The sequence below is a fragment of the Williamsia muralis genome, assembly GCF_002735905.1.
Taxonomy (GTDB): domain Bacteria; phylum Actinomycetota; class Actinomycetes; order Mycobacteriales; family Mycobacteriaceae; genus Williamsia; species Williamsia muralis_A.
Genome location: NZ_PEBD01000004.1, coordinates 1,275,951 through 1,293,439, shown reverse-complemented (window position 1 = coordinate 1,293,439; position 17,489 = coordinate 1,275,951). Strand labels below are relative to the sequence as shown.

16 protein-coding genes are annotated in these 17,489 nt (G+C 64.0%); 6 read left to right on the top strand and 10 right to left on the bottom strand.

The window, feature by feature from the left end:
• The 3 genes from CSW57_RS06730 (at position 1) to CSW57_RS06720 (ending at position 2,315) form a co-directional block, all read left to right on the top strand.
• Entirely contained in the window at positions 1-615 is a 615-nt protein-coding gene (locus CSW57_RS06730) for a TetR/AcrR family transcriptional regulator (protein WP_030171295.1), read from the top strand.
• A gap of 63 nt (positions 616-678) precedes the next feature.
• Positions 679-1,890 (top strand): thiolase family protein, encoded by a 1,212-nt coding sequence (locus CSW57_RS06725; protein ID WP_023961652.1) that lies wholly within the window; start codon positions 679-681, stop codon positions 1,888-1,890.
• A gap of 11 nt (positions 1,891-1,901) precedes the next feature.
• Positions 1,902-2,315 (top strand): Zn-ribbon domain-containing OB-fold protein, encoded by a 414-nt coding sequence (locus CSW57_RS06720; RefSeq protein WP_099382122.1) that lies wholly within the window; start codon positions 1,902-1,904, stop codon positions 2,313-2,315.
• Between the two features lie 18 nt (positions 2,316-2,333).
• Here CSW57_RS06720 and glpD read toward each other — a convergent pair whose 3' ends face one another.
• Positions 2,334-4,079 (bottom strand): glycerol-3-phosphate dehydrogenase, encoded by a 1,746-nt coding sequence (glpD, locus tag CSW57_RS06715; protein WP_099381924.1) that lies wholly within the window; start codon positions 4,077-4,079, stop codon positions 2,334-2,336.
• 194 nt (positions 4,080-4,273) lie between these two features.
• Between glpD and glpK the strand changes: the two genes are divergently transcribed.
• A complete protein-coding gene (glpK, locus tag CSW57_RS06710; RefSeq protein ID WP_099382121.1) occupies positions 4,274-5,761 on the top strand; it encodes a glycerol kinase GlpK in 1,488 nt (495 codons plus the stop codon).
• A gap of 2 nt (positions 5,762-5,763) precedes the next feature.
• Here the strand turns inward: glpK and CSW57_RS06705 are convergent, their stop codons facing one another.
• The 6 genes from CSW57_RS06705 to CSW57_RS06685 form a co-directional block, all read right to left on the bottom strand.
• Positions 5,764-7,098 (bottom strand): hypothetical protein, encoded by a 1,335-nt coding sequence (locus CSW57_RS06705; RefSeq protein ID WP_143696490.1) that lies wholly within the window; start codon positions 7,096-7,098, stop codon positions 5,764-5,766.
• A 163-nt stretch (positions 7,099-7,261) separates the two neighbouring features.
• Positions 7,262-7,867, bottom strand: coding sequence for a DUF3558 family protein (locus CSW57_RS24835; RefSeq protein WP_099381922.1), 606 nt, complete (start codon positions 7,865-7,867; stop codon positions 7,262-7,264).
• Positions 7,864-8,181 carry a hypothetical protein gene (locus CSW57_RS24260; protein WP_143696489.1) on the bottom strand — a complete coding sequence of 106 codons (318 nt, stop codon included), beginning with the start codon at positions 8,179-8,181 and terminating at the stop codon, positions 7,864-7,866. The genes CSW57_RS24835 and CSW57_RS24260 overlap by 4 nt, the downstream gene beginning before the upstream one ends.
• Positions 8,182-8,443: 262 nt before the next feature.
• Positions 8,444-10,021: an HNH endonuclease signature motif containing protein gene (locus CSW57_RS06695; RefSeq protein ID WP_099381921.1), complete on the bottom strand. Its 1,578-nt coding sequence runs from the start codon at positions 10,019-10,021 to the stop codon at positions 8,444-8,446.
• A 76-nt stretch (positions 10,022-10,097) separates the two neighbouring features.
• On the bottom strand, positions 10,098-11,279 hold the full coding sequence (locus tag CSW57_RS06690; RefSeq protein WP_099381920.1) for an aminotransferase-like domain-containing protein: 1,182 nt from the start codon (positions 11,277-11,279) through the stop codon (positions 10,098-10,100).
• Positions 11,280-11,425: 146 nt separating this feature from the next.
• Complete coding sequence (locus tag CSW57_RS06685; protein ID WP_099381919.1) at positions 11,426-12,844, bottom strand: NAD(P)H-quinone dehydrogenase; 1,419 nt, start codon at positions 12,842-12,844, stop codon at positions 11,426-11,428.
• Positions 12,845-12,962: 118 nt separating this feature from the next.
• Between CSW57_RS06685 and CSW57_RS06680 the strand changes: the two genes are divergently transcribed.
• A complete protein-coding gene (locus CSW57_RS06680; RefSeq protein ID WP_023962161.1) occupies positions 12,963-13,433 on the top strand; it encodes a gamma-glutamylcyclotransferase in 471 nt (156 codons plus the stop codon).
• Between the two features lie 21 nt (positions 13,434-13,454).
• Here the strand turns inward: CSW57_RS06680 and CSW57_RS06675 are convergent, their stop codons facing one another.
• From CSW57_RS06675 to CSW57_RS06665, 3 genes are read right to left on the bottom strand one after another with little or no spacing between them, the layout of a single operon-like run.
• Positions 13,455-14,651, bottom strand: a complete 1,197-nt coding sequence (locus CSW57_RS06675) for an amidohydrolase (protein WP_099381918.1) — start codon at positions 14,649-14,651, stop codon at positions 13,455-13,457.
• Positions 14,652-14,667: 16 nt separating this feature from the next.
• Positions 14,668-15,888 carry an amidohydrolase gene (locus CSW57_RS06670; RefSeq protein ID WP_189339142.1) on the bottom strand — a complete coding sequence of 407 codons (1,221 nt, stop codon included), beginning with the start codon at positions 15,886-15,888 and terminating at the stop codon, positions 14,668-14,670.
• A gap of 42 nt (positions 15,889-15,930) precedes the next feature.
• On the bottom strand, positions 15,931-16,632 hold the full coding sequence (locus tag CSW57_RS06665; RefSeq protein WP_099381917.1) for an enoyl-CoA hydratase/isomerase family protein: 702 nt from the start codon (positions 16,630-16,632) through the stop codon (positions 15,931-15,933).
• A 52-nt stretch (positions 16,633-16,684) separates the two neighbouring features.
• On the opposite strand from CSW57_RS06665, the gene CSW57_RS06660 reads away from it, so the two are divergent.
• Complete coding sequence (locus CSW57_RS06660) at positions 16,685-17,488, top strand: purine-nucleoside phosphorylase (protein ID WP_099382119.1); 804 nt, start codon at positions 16,685-16,687, stop codon at positions 17,486-17,488.
• Position 17,489: the final 1 nt, after the last annotated feature.

The following is a 17,489-nucleotide window of genomic DNA, read 5'->3' as shown; positions in this document are numbered from 1 at the left end:
ATGACGCAACAGGCAACGACAACTGCAGCGGCAACGCTCAGTTCGGAGCTGCCCGCCTGGCAGCAGGCTCGCCGCCTGCGGATCATCAAGGCTGCCAATGCCGCCCTCAAAGAGCAGGAGTACGAGCAGATCCAGATCCGCGACGTGGCCAATGGGGCCGGCGTCGCGTTGGGCACGCTGTACCGGTACTTCTCGTCCAAGGAGCACCTCTACGCCGCGGTACTGCTCGATTGGGCGGCACCCGCGTATGCGAGGTCGGGCGAGGAATTGTCCGAGCACCAGATCCGCGCGAAGATGAATGCCGTCATCTCCTCGTTCGAGCGACGACCGCACTTCTTCAAGGTGCACGTCATCTTGCAATCCAGTGCCGACCCCAACGCCAAGGCCTTGCTCGCTCAATTCTTCGAGGTCTGCCAACACACGTTGGCCGACGACTTCGCGCGCCTGGGACCCGAGGCAGCCAAGGATGCAGCGATCATGCTGTGGTCGATCATCAACACCGTGCTCACCGGGACGGTGTACAACGAGGGATCCATGGACGACGTCTATCGACTGTGCAACCGCTTCATCGACTTCCTGTTCGGTGCGCCCATCGACCCCTCCCTTGAAAACTAGATTTGAGTTCTAGTACGTTGGCCGGAAGACTTCCATCTTCCGATCTGACGCGCAGGAGTATCCATGGGTTTTCGGGGCGATGCCGCCGTGGTCGGTTTCCAAGAGCTTGCGCCGCAGAAGGTCTCGACTCGTACGCCGCGCTTCACCTTGGAGCAGTGGGCAACGCTGGGAGCGGCCGCGATCGCTGATGCGGGCCTCACCGGTGTCGAGATCGACGGGATCGTCACCTCCACCCTGCTCGAGTCCGAGATGTTCGTACCGTCCACGATCGCCGAATACCTCGGTGCGCGAATCAATTTCGCGGAGACCGTCGACCTCGGCGGCGCGTCGGCCGCCGCCATGGTCTGGCGCGCTGCCGCCGCCGTGGAACTGGGTATTTGCCAGGCTGTTCTGTGCGTGATCCCCGCGGACTACGGGGTTCCGTACAACGAGAAGAAGCCGCTGCCCGACAGTCTGACCGACATCCTGCTGTACGGCTCGTCGTCGAACCGGTTCGGTTCACCGCAGGCCGAGTTCGACATCCCGTTCGGGAACCTGGGCCAGAACGGCCCGTACGGCCAGATCGCGCAACTGTATCGATCGGTGTACGGCTACGACGAGCGGGCGATGGCCAAGATCGTGGTGGATCAGCGCGTCAACGCCAACAACACTCCCGATGCGGTGTTCCACGACAAGCCCCTGACCATCGAGGACGTTCTGGCGAGCCCGATGATCGCGGACCCATTGCGTCGACTCGAGATCGTGATGCCCTGTTCGGGCGGCGCCGCGGTTCTGGTGACGTCGGCCGACCTGGCCCGTCGGAGCAAGAACCGCCCGGTGTGGATCAAAGGTTTCGGCGAACACGTTGCGTATAAGACACCGACGTATGCGGAGGACCTCCTGGAGAGTCCGATCGCGCGTGCCGCCGAAACAGCGTTCGACATGAGCAGGCTCGACCGCTCCGACATGGACATGGTGTCGATCTACGACTGCTACACGATCACCGTGTTGATGAGCCTGGAAGACGCGGGATTCTGCGACAAGGGCAAGGGCATGGAGTTCGTTAATTCGCACGACCTGACGTTCCGAGGTGACTTCCCGCTCAACACCGCGGGAGGACAACTGGGTTTCGGTCAGGCCGGCCTCGCGGGCGGCATGCACCACGTATGCGACGCGACGCGCCAGATCATGGGTCGTGCGGGTGCGGCCCAGGTGCCCGACTGCAACCGGGCATTCGTCTCCGGCAACGGCGGCGTGATGGGCGAACAGACCACACTCGTACTGCAGGGCGACTAGGAAGCGATGACCTGATGACGTTCGCCAAACCGATGCCGGTGAAAACCCCTGTCAGTGCGCCTTTTTGGGACGCGCTCTCCGAACACAAGATCCGGATCCAGTACTCCCCCTCGTTGGGTCGTCACGTGTTCTATCCCCGGATCTTGGCGCCTGGGACGTTGGCCGATGATCTCGAATGGAGAGAGATTTCCGGGCTGGGAAAGCTGTACACGTTCACCATCGCGCGTAAACCGGTGTCTCCGCACTTCGCCGACTCCGTGCCGCAGCTGCTCGCCGTGGTGCAGTGGGACGAGGGACCGCGGGTGTCCACCGAGTTGGTCAACGTCGACCCCGCAAAGATTCACATCGGCATGCGGGTCAAGCCGGTGTTCTTCGACTACCCCGACGACGACGTCGCCTTGTTGCGGTACGAGCTGGCTGACTGACGCCGCGCCGGCGGGCGGTCAGTCCGGGACCGGCACGGGTTCCAGCAGTTCGGCGCGCGACTCCGGCGCGGCTGCACGCAGGGCATCAGCGGATTCATCATCGGGCTGCCGCTGCGATGCCACCTCCGCCTCGACACGCGCGAGATAGGTCTGCACCTCGAAGTCGGTACGGTCGCTGTCCCAATCGAGCAGCGGCGCAACGAGATCGGCAACCTCTCGTGCGCTCTTCACACCGCGATCCGGGTACTCGATCGCAATCCGCGTCCGCCGGGCCAGCACGTCTTCGAGGTGCAGTGCGGCTTCGCTGACCACCGCGTAGACCACTTCGACCCGCAGATACTGGGGCGCCGCGGCCAAGGGTTCGAGAAGGCTCGAGTCTTTCTTGGCGTAGGCCAACACCTCGTCGATCATCGAGCCGTAGCGGTTCAGCAAGCGACGGATGCGGTAGGGGTGCAACCCGAATCGCTGCCCGAGTTGATCGCACTGGTTGATCAGGGCGTGGTACCCCTCGGCCCCGACCAGGGGAACCTTGTCGGTGACCGACGGAGCCACCCGCACCGGGATGAAGTCGGTGATCGCGTCCACCGCGTCGGCGGCCATCACCCGGTAGGTGGTGTATTTCCCACCGGCGATGGCGACGAGGCCGGGCGCGACCTCGGCCACGGCATGCTCGCGAGACAGCTTCGACGTCTCGTCGCTCTCGCCCGCCAGTAGCGGTCGCAGGCCCGCGTAGACGCCTTCGATGTCGTCGTGAGTCAACGGTGTGACCAGCACCTCGTTCACCTTCTGCAGGATGTAGTCGATGTCCGCCCGAGTTGCCGCAGGGTGAGCGAGGTCGAGATTCCAGTCGGTGTCGGTGGTCCCGATGATCCAGTGTGTCTCCCAGGGGATGACAAACAGCACCGACGTGGCGGTGCGCAGGATGATGGCCGATTCGCTGACGATGCGGTCCCGTGGGACGACGATGTGGACGCCCTTGGACGCGCGGACCCGAAACCTTCCACGCTGCTTCGACAGAGCCTGGATCTCATCGGTCCAGACACCGGAGGCATTGATGACGCAGTGACTGCGGATGTCGGCGGTCTCACCGGTCTCGGTGTCTCGCACGCGGACTCCGCTCACCCGGTCGGCCTCCCGCAGGAATCCCGTGACCTGGGTGGAGGTTCGGATGACGGCGCCGTAGTGCGATGCGGTGCGGGCCACCGTCAGGGTATGACGTGCGTCGTCGACCACGGTGTCGTAGTAGGTGATTCCACCGGTGAGCGAGTTGCGTTTGAGCGCCGGGGCAATCCGCAGTGCGCCCGACCGGGACACGTGGCGTTGTCCCGGAACGGATTTGGCTCCACCGAGTGAGTCGTACAGGAACAGGCCGGCGGCCACGTACGGCCGTTCCCAAACGCGGTGGCTCAGTGGATACAGGAACGGCAGGGGCTTCACCAGGTGCGGCGCCAGCGTGCTCAGCGACAGCTCACGCTCATGGAGCGCTTCGCGAACCAGACCGAACTCGAGCTGCTCGAGGTACCGCAAACCACCGTGGAACATCTTCGACGATCGGCTCGATGTTCCCGACGCGATGTCGCGGGCTTCGACGAGGGCCACACGCAGACCGCGGGTTGCGGCGTCGAGCGCAGTGCCCACACCGACGATGCCACCACCGACCACCACCACGTCGAACAGCTCTGTGGACAGCCGTTGCCAGGAGTTCTCCCGATATCGAGGGCCCAGGTCGGACGGTCGATCGGGGTCGAATGCCGCTGCGCTCATCGCTATCTCCTCTGGTCACGGGTCGATCACCTGCCGCCGCGAACTCCGAAGCGGGCGAACCGGCCGGACTACCGCCGACAACGCTACCCGCTGGTAACCGGTCCGCCACCGCAAGTGGACCGGCCGTGTCCAAGTAGACAATCTGCGCGGATGGTCATGGGAAACTCGTTCCTGTGAGCAACAGCACCGGTTACATCGCTTCCATCGATCAGGGCACCACGTCCACCCGCTGCATGATCTTCGACCACGCCGGCCGAGTGGTCAGTTCTGAACAGATCGAGCATCAGCAGATCTTCCCGAAGTCCGGCTGGGTGGAACATGACGGTGCGGAGATCTGGCGCAACGCCCGGAGGGTGACCGCGGCCGCGATGGCCGCCGAAGATCTGTCCACCGCAGACATCCACGCCGTGGGCATCACAAATCAGCGTGAGACCACGCTGCTGTGGGATCGCGCGACCGGTGAGCCGATCTACAACGCCATCGTGTGGCAGGACACCAGGACCGCGGCACTCTGCGAGGAACTCGGCGGCGAGCACGGTGCCGCCCGGTATCAGGAGCGCACCGGCCTCCCTCTGTCCACCTACTTCGCAGGGCCGAAGATCCGCTGGATTCTCGACAACATCGATGACGCACGTGAACGTGCCGAGGCCGGTGAATTGTGTTTCGGCACAATGGATACCTGGCTGGTCTGGAACATGACCGGGGGTCCCGACGGAGGTCGACACCTGACCGATGCGACCAATGCGTCGCGGACCATGCTGATGGACATCGAGACGTTGCAGTGGGATGAGGAGATCTGTGCCGAGATGCAGATCCCGATGAGTGTTTTGCCGGAGATCTGCAGTTCGTCGCAGGTGTACGGACGGGTACGCGAGCGTGGGGCGCTCGCCGACGTGCCGATCGCGGGCATCCTGGGTGATCAGCAGGCGGCGACGTTCGGTCAGGCCTGTCTGGAGCCTGGTGAAGCGAAGAACACGTACGGCACAGGCAACTTCCTCCTCCTGAACACCGGTGAGGAGGTCGTCCGCAGCAGCCATGGATTGCTCACCACCGTGTGCTACAAGATCGGCGACAAGCGGCCCGTGTACGCACTGGAGGGCTCGATAGCGGTGACGGGTTCGCTGGTGCAGTGGCTGCGGGACAATCTCGGATTGATCGGCGCTGCAAGTGAAATCGAGACGGTGGCCCAGACCGTGGATGACAACGGCGGCGCCTACTTCGTGCCCGCCTTCTCCGGCTTGTTCGCGCCGCGTTGGCGGCCCGATGCCCGGGGCGTGATCGTGGGTTTGACCAGGTTCGTGAACAAGGGCCACATTGCGCGGGCGGCCTTGGAGGCCACGGCGTTTCAGACACGTGAGGTGATCGAGGCGATGCAGGCCGATTCCGGTGTCGAGTTGTCGACACTGAAGGTGGACGGCGGCATGGTGGTCAACGAGCTGCTCATGCAGTTCCAGTCGGACATCCTCGGTGTTCCCGTGGTGCGTCCGGTTGTCAGCGAGACCACTGCTCTTGGTGCGGCGTATGCGGCCGGGCTGGCTGTGGGCTACTGGGGCACCGAGCAGGATATTCGGGACAACTGGATGCAAGACAAATCGTGGGAACCGTCCATGGCCGCTGATGACCGGGATCAGCGATTCGCCGAGTGGAACAAGGCAGTCGAGCGTAGTTACGACCTGGCCTGACCTCAGGTCTTGTCAGGGGTGTCGGGGTTGTCAGGGCCGTCGGGGTCGTTCGCGTTGGGGGTGCCCGCTTGTGGATTCGTACCCGTTCCCGACACCGCGACCGAGCCGGCCTCGCCCGGCCTGGCCCAGTCGCCCAGGACGGGTGGTCCCACCAACGGAAGGCGCCCGATGATCTCCTCTGCGTTTTCGCGGGTGTGCAGATAGGACGCTGCGCGGTGTTCGCCTTCTTTGTCTCGGCCCCCGCCGCGTCCGGCTGCACCCGGCGGGATCATCGGCGACCCACCGCGAGTCGACGTTGTCGGGCCGGACCCAGGCATCGATCCGCTGCCGGCGGTTGGCGTCGCGAGGGGTGTAACCGGGCGTGCAGCAAGCGATTTCGGGTCCGCAGCGGCGCCGACTCCACCTGCGCCACCTGCTCCGAGTCCTCCGAGTCCCCCGCCGCCGCGTGCTCCGGTCCCAGCCGCTCCACCTGTGCCTGCGCCCGCAGTCCCCGGCCGGGCTCGAGCGGAGTTCGTCGCAGCGCCGGTCGCGCCGGCCCCGTTTGTCTGTCCGGAGATCGGTGACCCGAAAGCCCCGTTGAGCGGGCCGGGTGTTGATCCGCCGGCCTGTGCTGCCTCGGTTTGACCCACGTCACCGAGTGACAGCGGTTTGTCTGCTACCGGCTCGCCGCGGAAGGTCTCTTGTCCACCTGTGGGGCCCCCGGGCCCAGCGGAACCTGCCGCGCTCGCCGTGTTGTTGCCGCCGCCGACGCCTCCGAGTAGCCCTGAGTTGTCGCCGCTGCCCGAACTGCTGCCGTTGAGGCCGGCTGGATGGGTGTTGATCGGTTGGAAGTCGGCCCCCAGCTGTGGCAGTGGTACTCCGGTGTATTCGGGTAGCGAGCCGTTGGCGCCGATGACCGGGTTGCTGTAGATGTCGGTCATCGTCGTGGCCAGTTCGGATTGTTGCAGTACCTGCCGAGCGACGCTGGCAGCGTTGCCGCTGTATTGGGCGTCGAGGTCGGCGACGCTGCCCTGTGTCTGCGACAGGATCTTTGAGATGGCCGAGATCTGGTCTGCTATCTGCATTCCCACCGATGCGGAGTCGTCCATATGGCGAATCGCATCCATCGTCGCGTGCCGCGAGCCGGTGACCGACTCACCATGGAATTCCCCTTCGGGATACAGCCGCCCCAGCGTGGCGTAGTAGGTGTCCGACGCTGCCCTGATCCTCGCCGCGATCAACTTGATCGCCTCAGCGTCTGCTTCCGCCGAACTCGGCGCCATGCTGGCGCACACCGACCGCATCTCGTCGATCGCATGCCCGAACCAGTCCGTCTGCCCAATTGGCTTAGGCGCCATGAACTCCCCCGATTCACATAGTCCGTGCTATCTGCCTAGTCGTGCTAGCTGCCTAGTCAGTGCCAGTTGCCTGGTAGTGCCGCTTACCCCACCAGCGCCTCCCCAGGCGCCTCGCTGACTTGAACTTCAAAGCCATGTCCGCACTCATACTCCGTTGCGGGCCTCAGCCAGGGATCTTGTCGATATATGCGCGCGTGAAGTCTTCGACGAGCTTGCATGCGTCAACATTCGGTGGCCCAGGCAGTGGCGCGCTAGTAATTTGCGTAATGACACCTGCTTCGAACGACTGGACGTATGTCGCGCACATTGTGCTGTGTTGATACCTCAACGTGAAATAGCCGACCTTTTCATTTGCGAGATGTAAGTCGGGCATCCACTCCACCTCATCGGTAGCTCGGCGATACTCGGCGAGCGAGTTCGAATTAGTTACGACCTGGCCAAGGCCGAATTTATTCGGCATGAGCCAACCGCACCCGCGAGTACCCTGACCGTCAACTTCAGCGACATCCCTGATCTCTCCGGGGTCGACCCCAAACGTACGCAACTCGGCATCTGAGAAAGCCACACAGGGTTCGTATGGCGTTCCGTTGTTCGACTCGTTCCACCGGTTGGGAAATACTTTGTCGAAGGGAAGGGGAACAGGCACCCCAATCGAACTTTGCACTGGTTCAGTTGTCGTACCGGAAACCGCGCGCGTGCTTCGATCGTTCACCTGACAAGAACATATGAGCAAAAAGAGCAATAATGAAATAACCAGCCTAGCTGTCATTGCCGAAAACCTACCGCAGATTCCATGTCGGCGACATTCATTGAAGTCTTCGATTTGATGCAATTCGAAGCCAAGCTTCGAAGGTACGAGCTCTCCGAGTCCAAGACCTGCGCGAGGGAACTATTGCCGCCGCCGCGAATTAGTTCTCGAAGGTTTGCAATAACCCCTTCACCCTCAGCGCATTCACCAGCCCAGTTTGTCATCAAAACGTTAACCAAATTTGACTGTTCTTCCTGCAGCACAGTTGCAAACGCCTCAGCAGCTCTTGCCAGCTCGTCCCACTGCGCATCGGTGAACTTCACTTCGTCTGTCACAGATCACTCCCCCGTTAGACCCCTCGCTCGGGGTTAGACGTTAACCGGTCCTGGCTGGTTCCGTCCGATCCGTTCGCGGTTTGGTGGCTGCGCTGCCGTGTTCGGCTGACTGTTCCCATTTTGGCTGTAGCCAGGTGGTCGAGCCCTTGGCCATCGACTGGCCGCCGCCCATCCTCTCGCGCGACCCGCACGCGCACGCATACCAACGACTGGGCGACATCCAGCGCCAGTCGCACACGTCGTGAACCACCCCCAGACGCCGCTAGTGGTCCGGTTGCTCGCCTGGCTTCTCGCAGGCATCCGTGTCGTCGTTGGCTGGGTTTGCGGTCGACTCGTCAATAGGTTGCTGCTGGAGCTGCATGCGTTGTTCGCGGTCGTCGAGAGCCGCTTCGCGTTCGGCGATGATGCTCTGCCATGCGGCCTCGATGGTGTGGTCGGTGTGGTGGGCTCGGTTGATTCTTGGTTGTTGGTCGGGGTCGATGTATGTGGGTGGGATCCAGGCGACTCGGCCGGCGTCGGGGCCGTCGGTGACCATCACTGTCTGCCACTGGTCTTCGCCGGGCCCGATCATGGTGTGATGCGGGATGCAGGCCGGGGCCAGTTCGTCGATGTCGGTGAGGCCGCCGTCGGCCCAGGCGGTGGTGTGATGGATTTCGGTCCAGGAGATGGGGTTGCGACAACCTGGACTGGTGCAGCCGCGGTCTTTGGCGAACAGCGCCATCCGTTGGCCTTGTTGTGCGGTGCGTTTGGCCCGGGCGAAGTAGAGGACGTCGGCCGTGTGGTTGGCGAACACTGCCAGCGACCACTCCGCCCGGGCGGAGAGTTCAAGAGCATCTTTGACCGGCACATCAACACCGGAGGCGGTGTGGGCGATCCCGGCGGCCTCATCAAGCTGCTGTTTGGTCATCGTGATGATCACCTGCACCGGCAGCCCACGATGGGAAGTCCCCAACAGTTTGTACTCGAGGATGGTTTTGAGGATCGCTTTGAATGCGTCGTGCTGCCGTTGAGCACGGGAACGGGTGTCACGCCCGGCCGCGGCCTCGATGATTGCTGGGTCCATGGTCGGGTCATCGACGGCCCCGGTGGGTGAGTTCGGGTCGTCAGGATTGTTCATTCCTGGTGCTGCCCACACGTCCATCACCGTCCGAAACAGTGCGAGTGTTTGCGGGTCGAGGTTGCCAGTAATTTTGGCCATCATGTCCAAGCCCTGGGCACCGTCCGATAGGCCGCGGTTGCGTCGTCGGTCGACGTCGTCGGTGAGTGTCCCGTCCGGATCGACCCGCGCTAGTACTTCTCGACCGCACACCTCAAGCTCAGTCGGAGTCAACGTGCGGGCGTTGTCGGTCATCCACGCATCGACCACGTCATACACTTCCGGCGCTGACTTGTGCGGAATCTTGTCGCGGACTTTGAGCATCACATCCATGTGCGCCAACCCAATAACACCCTCGGCCAACGCTTCGGCAGCAGCCGGACATTTCGGAGGCAACGCCTCACCCTGCATCGACACCAACACACCGGCAGCATCGAGTGCTTTCAACCGTGAGGAGGCATCACCACGAGAGACCCGCAGCTCACTCATCACAAACCGGTGCAACGTCGAATGACCAGCCTTACGAAACAAACCTCGATCATTCACCTCCTGCAACCGCTTGAGACCTTGAAACGTCAGTGCCCGAACAACTCTCTCGTTCACCCGCACCAACTCGGCAACCTGCACATCATCAACATCAGCTGCGGACGCACCAGCAATCCGCTGCAGCACCGCATCGAGATCGCGATACAACCCCACCAACACCGCAACCGGCGGTGGATCCACCGTCACCGAATCACTCATCGAAAAGCCCCCCAGCCTGTCGAACGCTTAGGTCAATTCTAACAGCGAAACTGGATTTTGTCGAACACATGTTCGACTATTGGGCAGATTGCACCAGCTCATACGCGACGGCCAACCGCCGCACCCCTTCGGCGAGTTGATCAGGAGGAAGCGTGGCAAAACTCAGTCTGAGACAGTTCCCGAAGTCGGCGTCCACAGCAAACGCGGCGCCGGGTACAAATGCCACACCGACATCTAGCGCAGCAGGTAACAACTCCGTCGTATCGATGCCGGGCAGTCGAACCCAGCAGAACATGCCACCCTCAGGAGCTGTGAACTGAGCAGCCTCGCCGAACGTCCGCTGCAGTGATTCGGTCAAAGCGGTTGCCCGAGAGTAATACTCGGAGCAAACATCAGCGATGTGTCCGGAAAACCACTCGCGGTCGGCCAGCAGATCCGCAACCATCAACTGACTGAAGGTAGACCCACACAGGTCCGCCCCCTGGCGTAATCGCTCCACCAGTGCGACCACTTCGGGCGGGCCGCTCATCCATCCCACCCGCAGCGCAGGCGCAAGGACCTTGGATGCGGTACCGAGCAGAACCACTCGATCACTGTGTGCAGCAATCGGTCTCACCTCCGTGCCCGAGAAGCGAAGTTTGCCGTACGGATCGTCTTCCACCACCACGAAGCCGAACTCGTCGGCCAACCGGGCCAATTCCACCCGATTCTCGTCAGACGCGCTCACGCCGCCAGGATTGTGAAAGTTGCTGACAGTGTGGACTATTCGGGGGCGCTCGCCCTCTAGCAGCCACTCCCTGAGCAAGCCGACATCGATTCCATTCGGCGTGATGGGCAAGGCACGAACCCGCGCCCGCACCGACTGGAACACTTGGAGAGCTCCCACGTAGACAGGGTCGTCCACGATGACCAGATCACCGGGATTGACCAGCGCGTGTGCCAGCAAGAACAACGCCTGTTGCGACCCGTGCGTCAGCAACACGCGACCCGGGTCGTCGGTGCCGGTGTATTCGGCGACAACCTCGCGACACGACGACACACCGGCGCTCACGGTGTACTGCAGGGCGGTCGAGTCGGCGATGATCTGGGCGGCTGACTCTGCGATCCGTTGCGTGGGAATGAGTTCCGTTGCCGGAAGCCCGCCTGCCATGCTCAGCACATTCGGCTGTTCGGTGAGCTTGAGCAGGTCACGGATGGCCGACCCGCGCACGTTTGCGAGTGCGTGCGACGCTTCGTACCGAGGACTGAGGACGACCATTCGAATCACTCCAACACGTTCTGAGACATACAGGGACAGAAGGTGATGAGTGTGGTCACCGAGCAGGGCACGTCAGGTCAGCGCCCACATCGAACGTTAGCGGGCGTGACCGAAATGTGAAACCGTTCTCCCAAGCAGTGAGACGGCTAGTCGAGGTCGTCGTGTCGAACCAGCTGGCGCGCCGCCTCGGTGACCGATCCGGACAACGAGGGGTACACCGAGAACGTGGCCGCGAGGTCACTGACCATCAGCTTGTTCTGCACCGCCAGCGCGATCGGCAAAATCAACTCCGACGCATTCGGGGCCACCACCACGCCACCGATCACCACACCCGTCGCGGGCCGGCAGAAGATCTTCACGAAGCCGCGCCGCAACCCGCTCATCTTCGCGCGCGGGTTGGTGGCCAACGGCAGCATCACGGTGCGGGCCGGGTACTCCCCCGAGTCGATCGCCTGCTGACTCACCCCGACGGTCGCGATCTCCGGGCGCGTGAAGATGGCCGAGGCCACGGTCTTGAGCTTGATGGGCGTGACGCCCTCACCGAGTGCGTGGTACATCGCGATACGGCCCTGCATGGCGGCGACGGACGCCAGCGGCAAGAGGCCCGTGCAGTCGCCGGCCGCGTAGATTCCGGGCACACCGGTCCGCGATACCCGGTCCACCTGGAGGTAGCCGCCTTTGGCGAGTTCGAGCCCGACGGCCTCGAGGCCGAGGTGGTCGGTGTTGGGTACCGAGCCCACCGTCATCAAGCAGTGCGACCCCTGCACGGTCCGGCCGTCGGACAAGATCACCTTGACCCCGTCGGCCGTGCGTTCGACCTTGTCGGCGCGCGCGTGCTTGACCAGCTTCACGCCGCGCTCGGCCAACACGTCCTCGAGCACAAGAGCAGCGTCCTCGTCTTCGCCGGGCAACACACGGTCGCGGCTGGACACCATCGTGACGGGAACGCCGAGCTCGGTATAGGCGTGGACGAACTCGGCACCTGTGACACCCGAACCGACCACCACGAGGTGCTCCGGGAATTCGTTCAGGTCGTACATCTGGCGCCAGGTGAGAATGCGCTCACCGTCGGGCTGCGCGTCGGGCAGCACTCGCGGCGACGCGCCGGTTGCGATCAACACCACATCCGCGTCCAGGACTTCCTCGGCGCCGTCGGATCCGTCCGGGTTGATCGTTGTCGCGATCACGCGGTGCCGGCCTCGTCCCGACTCCTGCTCTCCGAGCTTTGCGCGCCCTGCGATGATCCGGACGCCCTCGGTGAGCAGCCGCGACCGGATGTCGGACGACTGCGCGAATGCGAGGTCACGTACCCGCTGGTGGATCTGCGGCAACGACACCAGTGCGCCGTCGTACCGAAGGTTGATGCCCAGGTCGACGGCCCGGCGGACCTCGGTGCGGATGCCGGCGGACGCGATGAAGGTCTTCGACGGAACACAGTCCCAGAGCACGCAGGCACCACCGATGCCGTCGCTGTCGACCACAGTGATGTCAGCCCCGTAGCTGGCGGCGGCAAGCGCCGACTCGTAGCCGGCGGGTCCGCCGCCGATGATCACGATCTTGGTCAATTCAGCTCAACTCCCTGAAGATGTCGGGTGCCCCGAGCGGCGGGCTGCCACGTAACGAATCTAGTCGATCTGCAGTCCTGCTTTCCCGATGGGCGGATGACCATCTAGGCTCCTCCCCGTGCCCATCTACGCCGCATACGGCTCGAACATGCACCCCGAGCAGATGCTGGAGCGTGCTCCCCACTCGCCGATGGCGGGTACCGGATGGCTGACGGGCTGGCGGCTCACCTTCGGCGGCGGCGACATCGGCTGGGAGGGCGCACTGGCAACAGTCACCGAAGACCGCGACAACCCCGACGCTCGCGTGTTCGTGGTGCTCTACGACGTGACCGAGGACGACGAATCCAGCCTCGACCGTTGGGAAGGCTCCGAGCTCGGCATACACCGCAAGATCCGGGCACGTGTCGACACCGCCGACGGTCCCGTGTTGGCATGGCTGTACGTCCTCGACGCCTTCGAAGGTGGCCTGCCCTCCGCCCGCTACCTGGGCGTGATGGCCGAAGCTGCCGAAATTGCGGGCGCGCCAAGCGATTACGTTCACCAGCTGCGACTTCGCGAGTCCCGCAACGTGGGTCCCGGACCCGAGTAGAGACGACCGGGGCCGGCGACGTCAGCGCATGGTCTGGCCGGCAGCGAGTACCACTCCGGCCAGGGCCCGCACGCCGATGGCCAGGGCCCGCTCGTCGAGATCGAAGTTCGGCTGGTGCAGATCTGTCTGCGGCCCGTGCCCGCTCCAGACCCCAAGTCGGGCCATGGCGCCCGGAACGTTCTCCAGGTACCACGAAAAGTCCTCGCCACCACCGGATTGAGCGGTGTCGGCCAACGCCTCGGGACCGATGTTCATCACCGATTGCCGCATCATTTCAGTGGACATCGGGTCGTTGACCACCGGCGGGACACCGCGTTTGTACACCAGGTCGTATCGAACGCTGAGCGGAGCGAGCAACCCCGAGATGATCTCACGCACCATCGGCTCCAGCAGTGCCCACGTCGCATGGTCGCCGGTGCGAACGGTGCCACGCAACCGGCCTTCCTGCGGTATCGCATTGGGGGCGTCTCCGGCGTGCGCCGATCCCCACACCATCACCGTGCTGGTTCGTGGGTCGATGCGCCGCGACAGCACGCCCGGCAGGCCGGTGATCACGGTTCCCATCGCGTAGACGAGGTCAGCGGTCAGGTGCGGGCGCGAGGTGTGTCCGCCCGGCGAATGCAATACCAGCTCGACGTGGTCGGCCGCCGACGTGATGGCCCCTGGCCGCAGTCCGACCTTGCCCACTTCGAGCTTGGGGTCGCAGTGCAGGGCAAAGAACTGGCTGACGCCCCGGGTGACACCGGCAGCGACCGCGTCCACCGCGCCGCCGGGCATCACCTCTTCGGCGGCCTGGAACACCAGCCGCACCCCGATCGGCAGATCGTCCATCGAGGCGAGCGCCTTACCGACGCCCAGCAGGATGGCGGTGTGCCCGTCGTGACCGCAGGCATGGGACACCCCCTCGACCGTGGAGGCGAACGGTTGCCCGGTGCGCTCGGCGATGGGAAGGGCGTCCATGTCCGCACGGAGCCCCACCAGCGGGCCTGCCGGTCCGAGATCGCACACCAGGCCGGTTCCCTGAGGCAGGATGCGCGGCGAGAGGCCTGCGTTGGTCAATTCGTCGAACACCACCCGAGTGGTCCGCAATTCACCCCGGGACAGTTCGGGGTTGGTGTGGAAGTCACGACGCCACGCCACCAGCTGCGCACTGTTCTGTGCCAGCCAGCTGTCCAGCTCTTTGAGGAAACGTTCCGGATCCACTCTCTGCCCACTCATGTCGAATACACACTCATCATCGATTGCCCACGATCTGCGATTTGCTCATCATCTGCGGTCTCTGACCGATCCGTCTCTCGTGCGCCTCCAGCAGTTCATCCCGCCATTGACCGTCGAGCGCCGCCGTTGCTGCCGTGCGCGCCAGCGCGATTGCCCCATCGACCACTGCCTGGTCCGCTGATGCCGACGCCGCCGCGGCCGCGAACTCCACCTCGTGGGTCCGGGCCCCATCGCTGTCGATACCGATCAGGGGGTGAATCGACGGCAGCATGTGACTGATGTTGCCCATGTCCGTACTACCCAGCGGCCGAACGCCTTCGACGGAAGGAGGCAGCACCTCACGACCGAGATCGGTGATCGCGTCTCGGTACGCGGCGAGCAGGCGCGGGTCGTGCCTCAGTTCGAGATAGGTCGGCGACACGGTGGACACCTCATGGGTACATCCGGTGGCGATGGCCCCGGCTGCAAAACAACCTTCGGCGCGCTCACCCAGATCCAACAGCGATGCTTCGTCTCGCGCACGCAGGTAGTAGAGCAGCTCACTGTGTCCGGCAACGATGTTCGGGGCGCTGCCCCCGACACTGATCATGCCGTGCAGCTGCTGTCCACGACGCAGGTGCTGACGCAGCAACCCCAAGGCCACCTGAGCGATCGTGGCCGCATCCGCAGCGTTGCGCCCACGTTCGGGCGCGGCAGAGGCATGCGACTCGACACCCGTGTAACGGATTGCCAGATCCGCCAATGCCAATGAGCTACAGGCGACTTCGTCCGCAGTCCCGGGGTGGACCATCAAAGCCATTGTCGCCGAATCGAAAACACCGGCCTCGGCCATGGCGATCTTGCCGCCACCGGTCTCCTCGGCAGGAGTTCCGAGTACCAACACGGTGATACCGAGCTCGTCCGCGATCTCGGCGAGGCCGCGCGCGGCTCCCACCGCAGCGGCCGCGATGACGTTGTGACCGCACGCATGGCCGATTCCGGGCAGCGCGTCGTACTCGGCACACAGCCCGACAACGAGGTCCCCAGAACCGTAGGTGGCCGTGAAAGCTGTGGGCAGATCCGCCACACCGACGTCGACGATGAAGCCGTGATCGTCGAGCAGATCGGTGATCTTGGACACGCTGCGATGCTCGGCGAATGCCAACTCGGGCTCGGCGTGAAGCGAATGGGACAACTCGACGAGGTCGCCGGCGACCGCGCGCACCGCACGGTCAGCTCGTATCTCGATCTCCGCCATCAGGCCATTCTCTCACCCGTGGCCACCGTGGTCCGAACGGAGTTAGCCAAGCAACGATGCCGGGGTGGGGCGCTCGAGGTCGGTCAGCAGCGGCGCACGAAGTCCCTGCTTGATCACGGCGAGTGTCGGCCCGGCCACGGTGGCACGTTCGGCCGCGACACCCGACGCCTCCGTGAGCAGGGTGTCGATGGCTGCGGTCTGTTCGACGATGCCTGCCTCCGCGGCATCGAGTGCGCCGTACCGACGTCCCGTGGTCATCGCCTCGATGGCCGTCGCGTCGGGCAGTCGGGTCCTCAGCAACGACGCCATCCCCACTGTGAACGGCATCCCCAGAAGCACTTCGGGTAGCGACCAGAACCCCCGTTCGGTGCGCATGATGCGGTGGTCGGCGCACAGTGCCAGCATTGCGCCGGCCCCGAACGCGTGACCGTTGATGGCTGCGACCGTCGGCAGCGGGAAAGTGAGCACTCGTACGTAGAGAGCGTGCACGCGGTCGAGGTACGCGGGGAGTTTGTCGGCGTTGGCGCCGATGTAGTCCACGTCCAATCCGTTCGAGAAGAACTTGCCGGCACCGGTGATGACCAGAGCGCCGGGGGTCGAGGTGGGCACCTCGTCGAGCAGGTTGTTGACGGTGTCCAGCCAATCCATGGTGAACCGGTTCTCGGGGTTGGTCTCGCTGGCCTCGGTCTCGACGGCGCCCAGGTGAAGAGTGTGTACGACGTCGGCAGTGGTCACATACGGCATGCGGTGACCATATCGCCTTAGGGTTGAGCCCATGGCAATCGACGGCGCAGATGTGGACCCCTTGACCGATCCCAGGGCAAGTGCCCAGGCGGCGGCTGCTGCCATCGCGCAGCAGAGCGGCCTCGACAACCATGATGTGGCTGTGGTCCTCGGCTCGGGGTGGGCGCCTGCCGCCGACGCGCTCGGCGCTGCTGAGACCAGCATCCCGATGGCGACACTGCCCGGCTTCACTCCTCCCAGCGCCGAAGGTCATTCGGGCATCGTCCACTCGTTGCACATCGGCGGTAAGTCGGTTCTGGTGTTGCTGGGCAGAACACACGCGTACGAGGGGCATCCGCTTGCACACGTGGTCCATGCCGTCCGCACAGCCGCGGCTGCCGGTGTCCGAACGCTCGTACTCACGAACGCTGCCGGCGGACTGCGCTCCGACATGACCGTCGGCCAACCGGTCCTGATCAGCGATCACCTCAACCTGACCGGCCGCTCGCCACTGGTCGGCGCGCAGTTCGTGGATCTGGTGAACGCCTATTCGCCGCGGCTTCGCTCCATCGCGCAATCCGTCGATCCCTCTCTCGCCGAAGGCGTTTACGCCGGGCTTCCCGGTCCGCACTACGAAACACCCGCAGAGATCAACATGCTGCGTGTCATCGGCGCAGACCTTGTCGGTATGTCCACCGTTCACGAGACCATCGCGGCCCGAGCGGAAAAACTCGAGGTACTCGGCATTTCCCTGGTCACGAATCTGGCAGCGGGCATCACCGGCGAGCCCCTGGACCACGAAGAAGTACTCGAGGTCGGCCGTGCATCGGCAACGCGGATGGGTCACCTGCTCGCCCAGGTGATCGAGAAGATCTGAT

Bases quoted from the DNA above. Each gene is read 5' to 3' on its own strand.
- CSW57_RS06705 (WP_143696490.1), bottom strand. From the start codon at position 7,098: ATGGCGCCTAAGCCAATTGGGCAGACGGACTGGTTCGGGCATGCGATC.
- glpD (WP_099381924.1), bottom strand. From the start codon at position 4,079: ATGAGCGCAGCGGCATTCGACCCCGATCGACCGTCCGACCTGGGCCCT.
- CSW57_RS06695 (WP_099381921.1), bottom strand. From the start codon at position 10,021: ATGAGTGATTCGGTGACGGTGGATCCACCGCCGGTTGCGGTGTTGGTG.
- CSW57_RS06730 (WP_030171295.1), top strand. From the start codon at position 1: ATGACGCAACAGGCAACGACAACTGCAGCGGCAACGCTCAGTTCGGAG.
- CSW57_RS06725 (WP_023961652.1), top strand. From the start codon at position 679: ATGGGTTTTCGGGGCGATGCCGCCGTGGTCGGTTTCCAAGAGCTTGCG.
- CSW57_RS24835 (WP_099381922.1), bottom strand. From the start codon at position 7,867: ATGACAGCTAGGCTGGTTATTTCATTATTGCTCTTTTTGCTCATATGT.
- CSW57_RS06675 (WP_099381918.1), bottom strand. From the start codon at position 14,651: ATGAGTGGGCAGAGAGTGGATCCGGAACGTTTCCTCAAAGAGCTGGAC.
- CSW57_RS06670 (WP_189339142.1), bottom strand. From the start codon at position 15,888: ATGGCGGAGATCGAGATACGAGCTGACCGTGCGGTGCGCGCGGTCGCC.
- CSW57_RS06665 (WP_099381917.1), bottom strand. From the start codon at position 16,632: ATGCCGTATGTGACCACTGCCGACGTCGTACACACTCTTCACCTGGGC.
- CSW57_RS06690 (WP_099381920.1), bottom strand. From the start codon at position 11,279: ATGGTCGTCCTCAGTCCTCGGTACGAAGCGTCGCACGCACTCGCAAAC.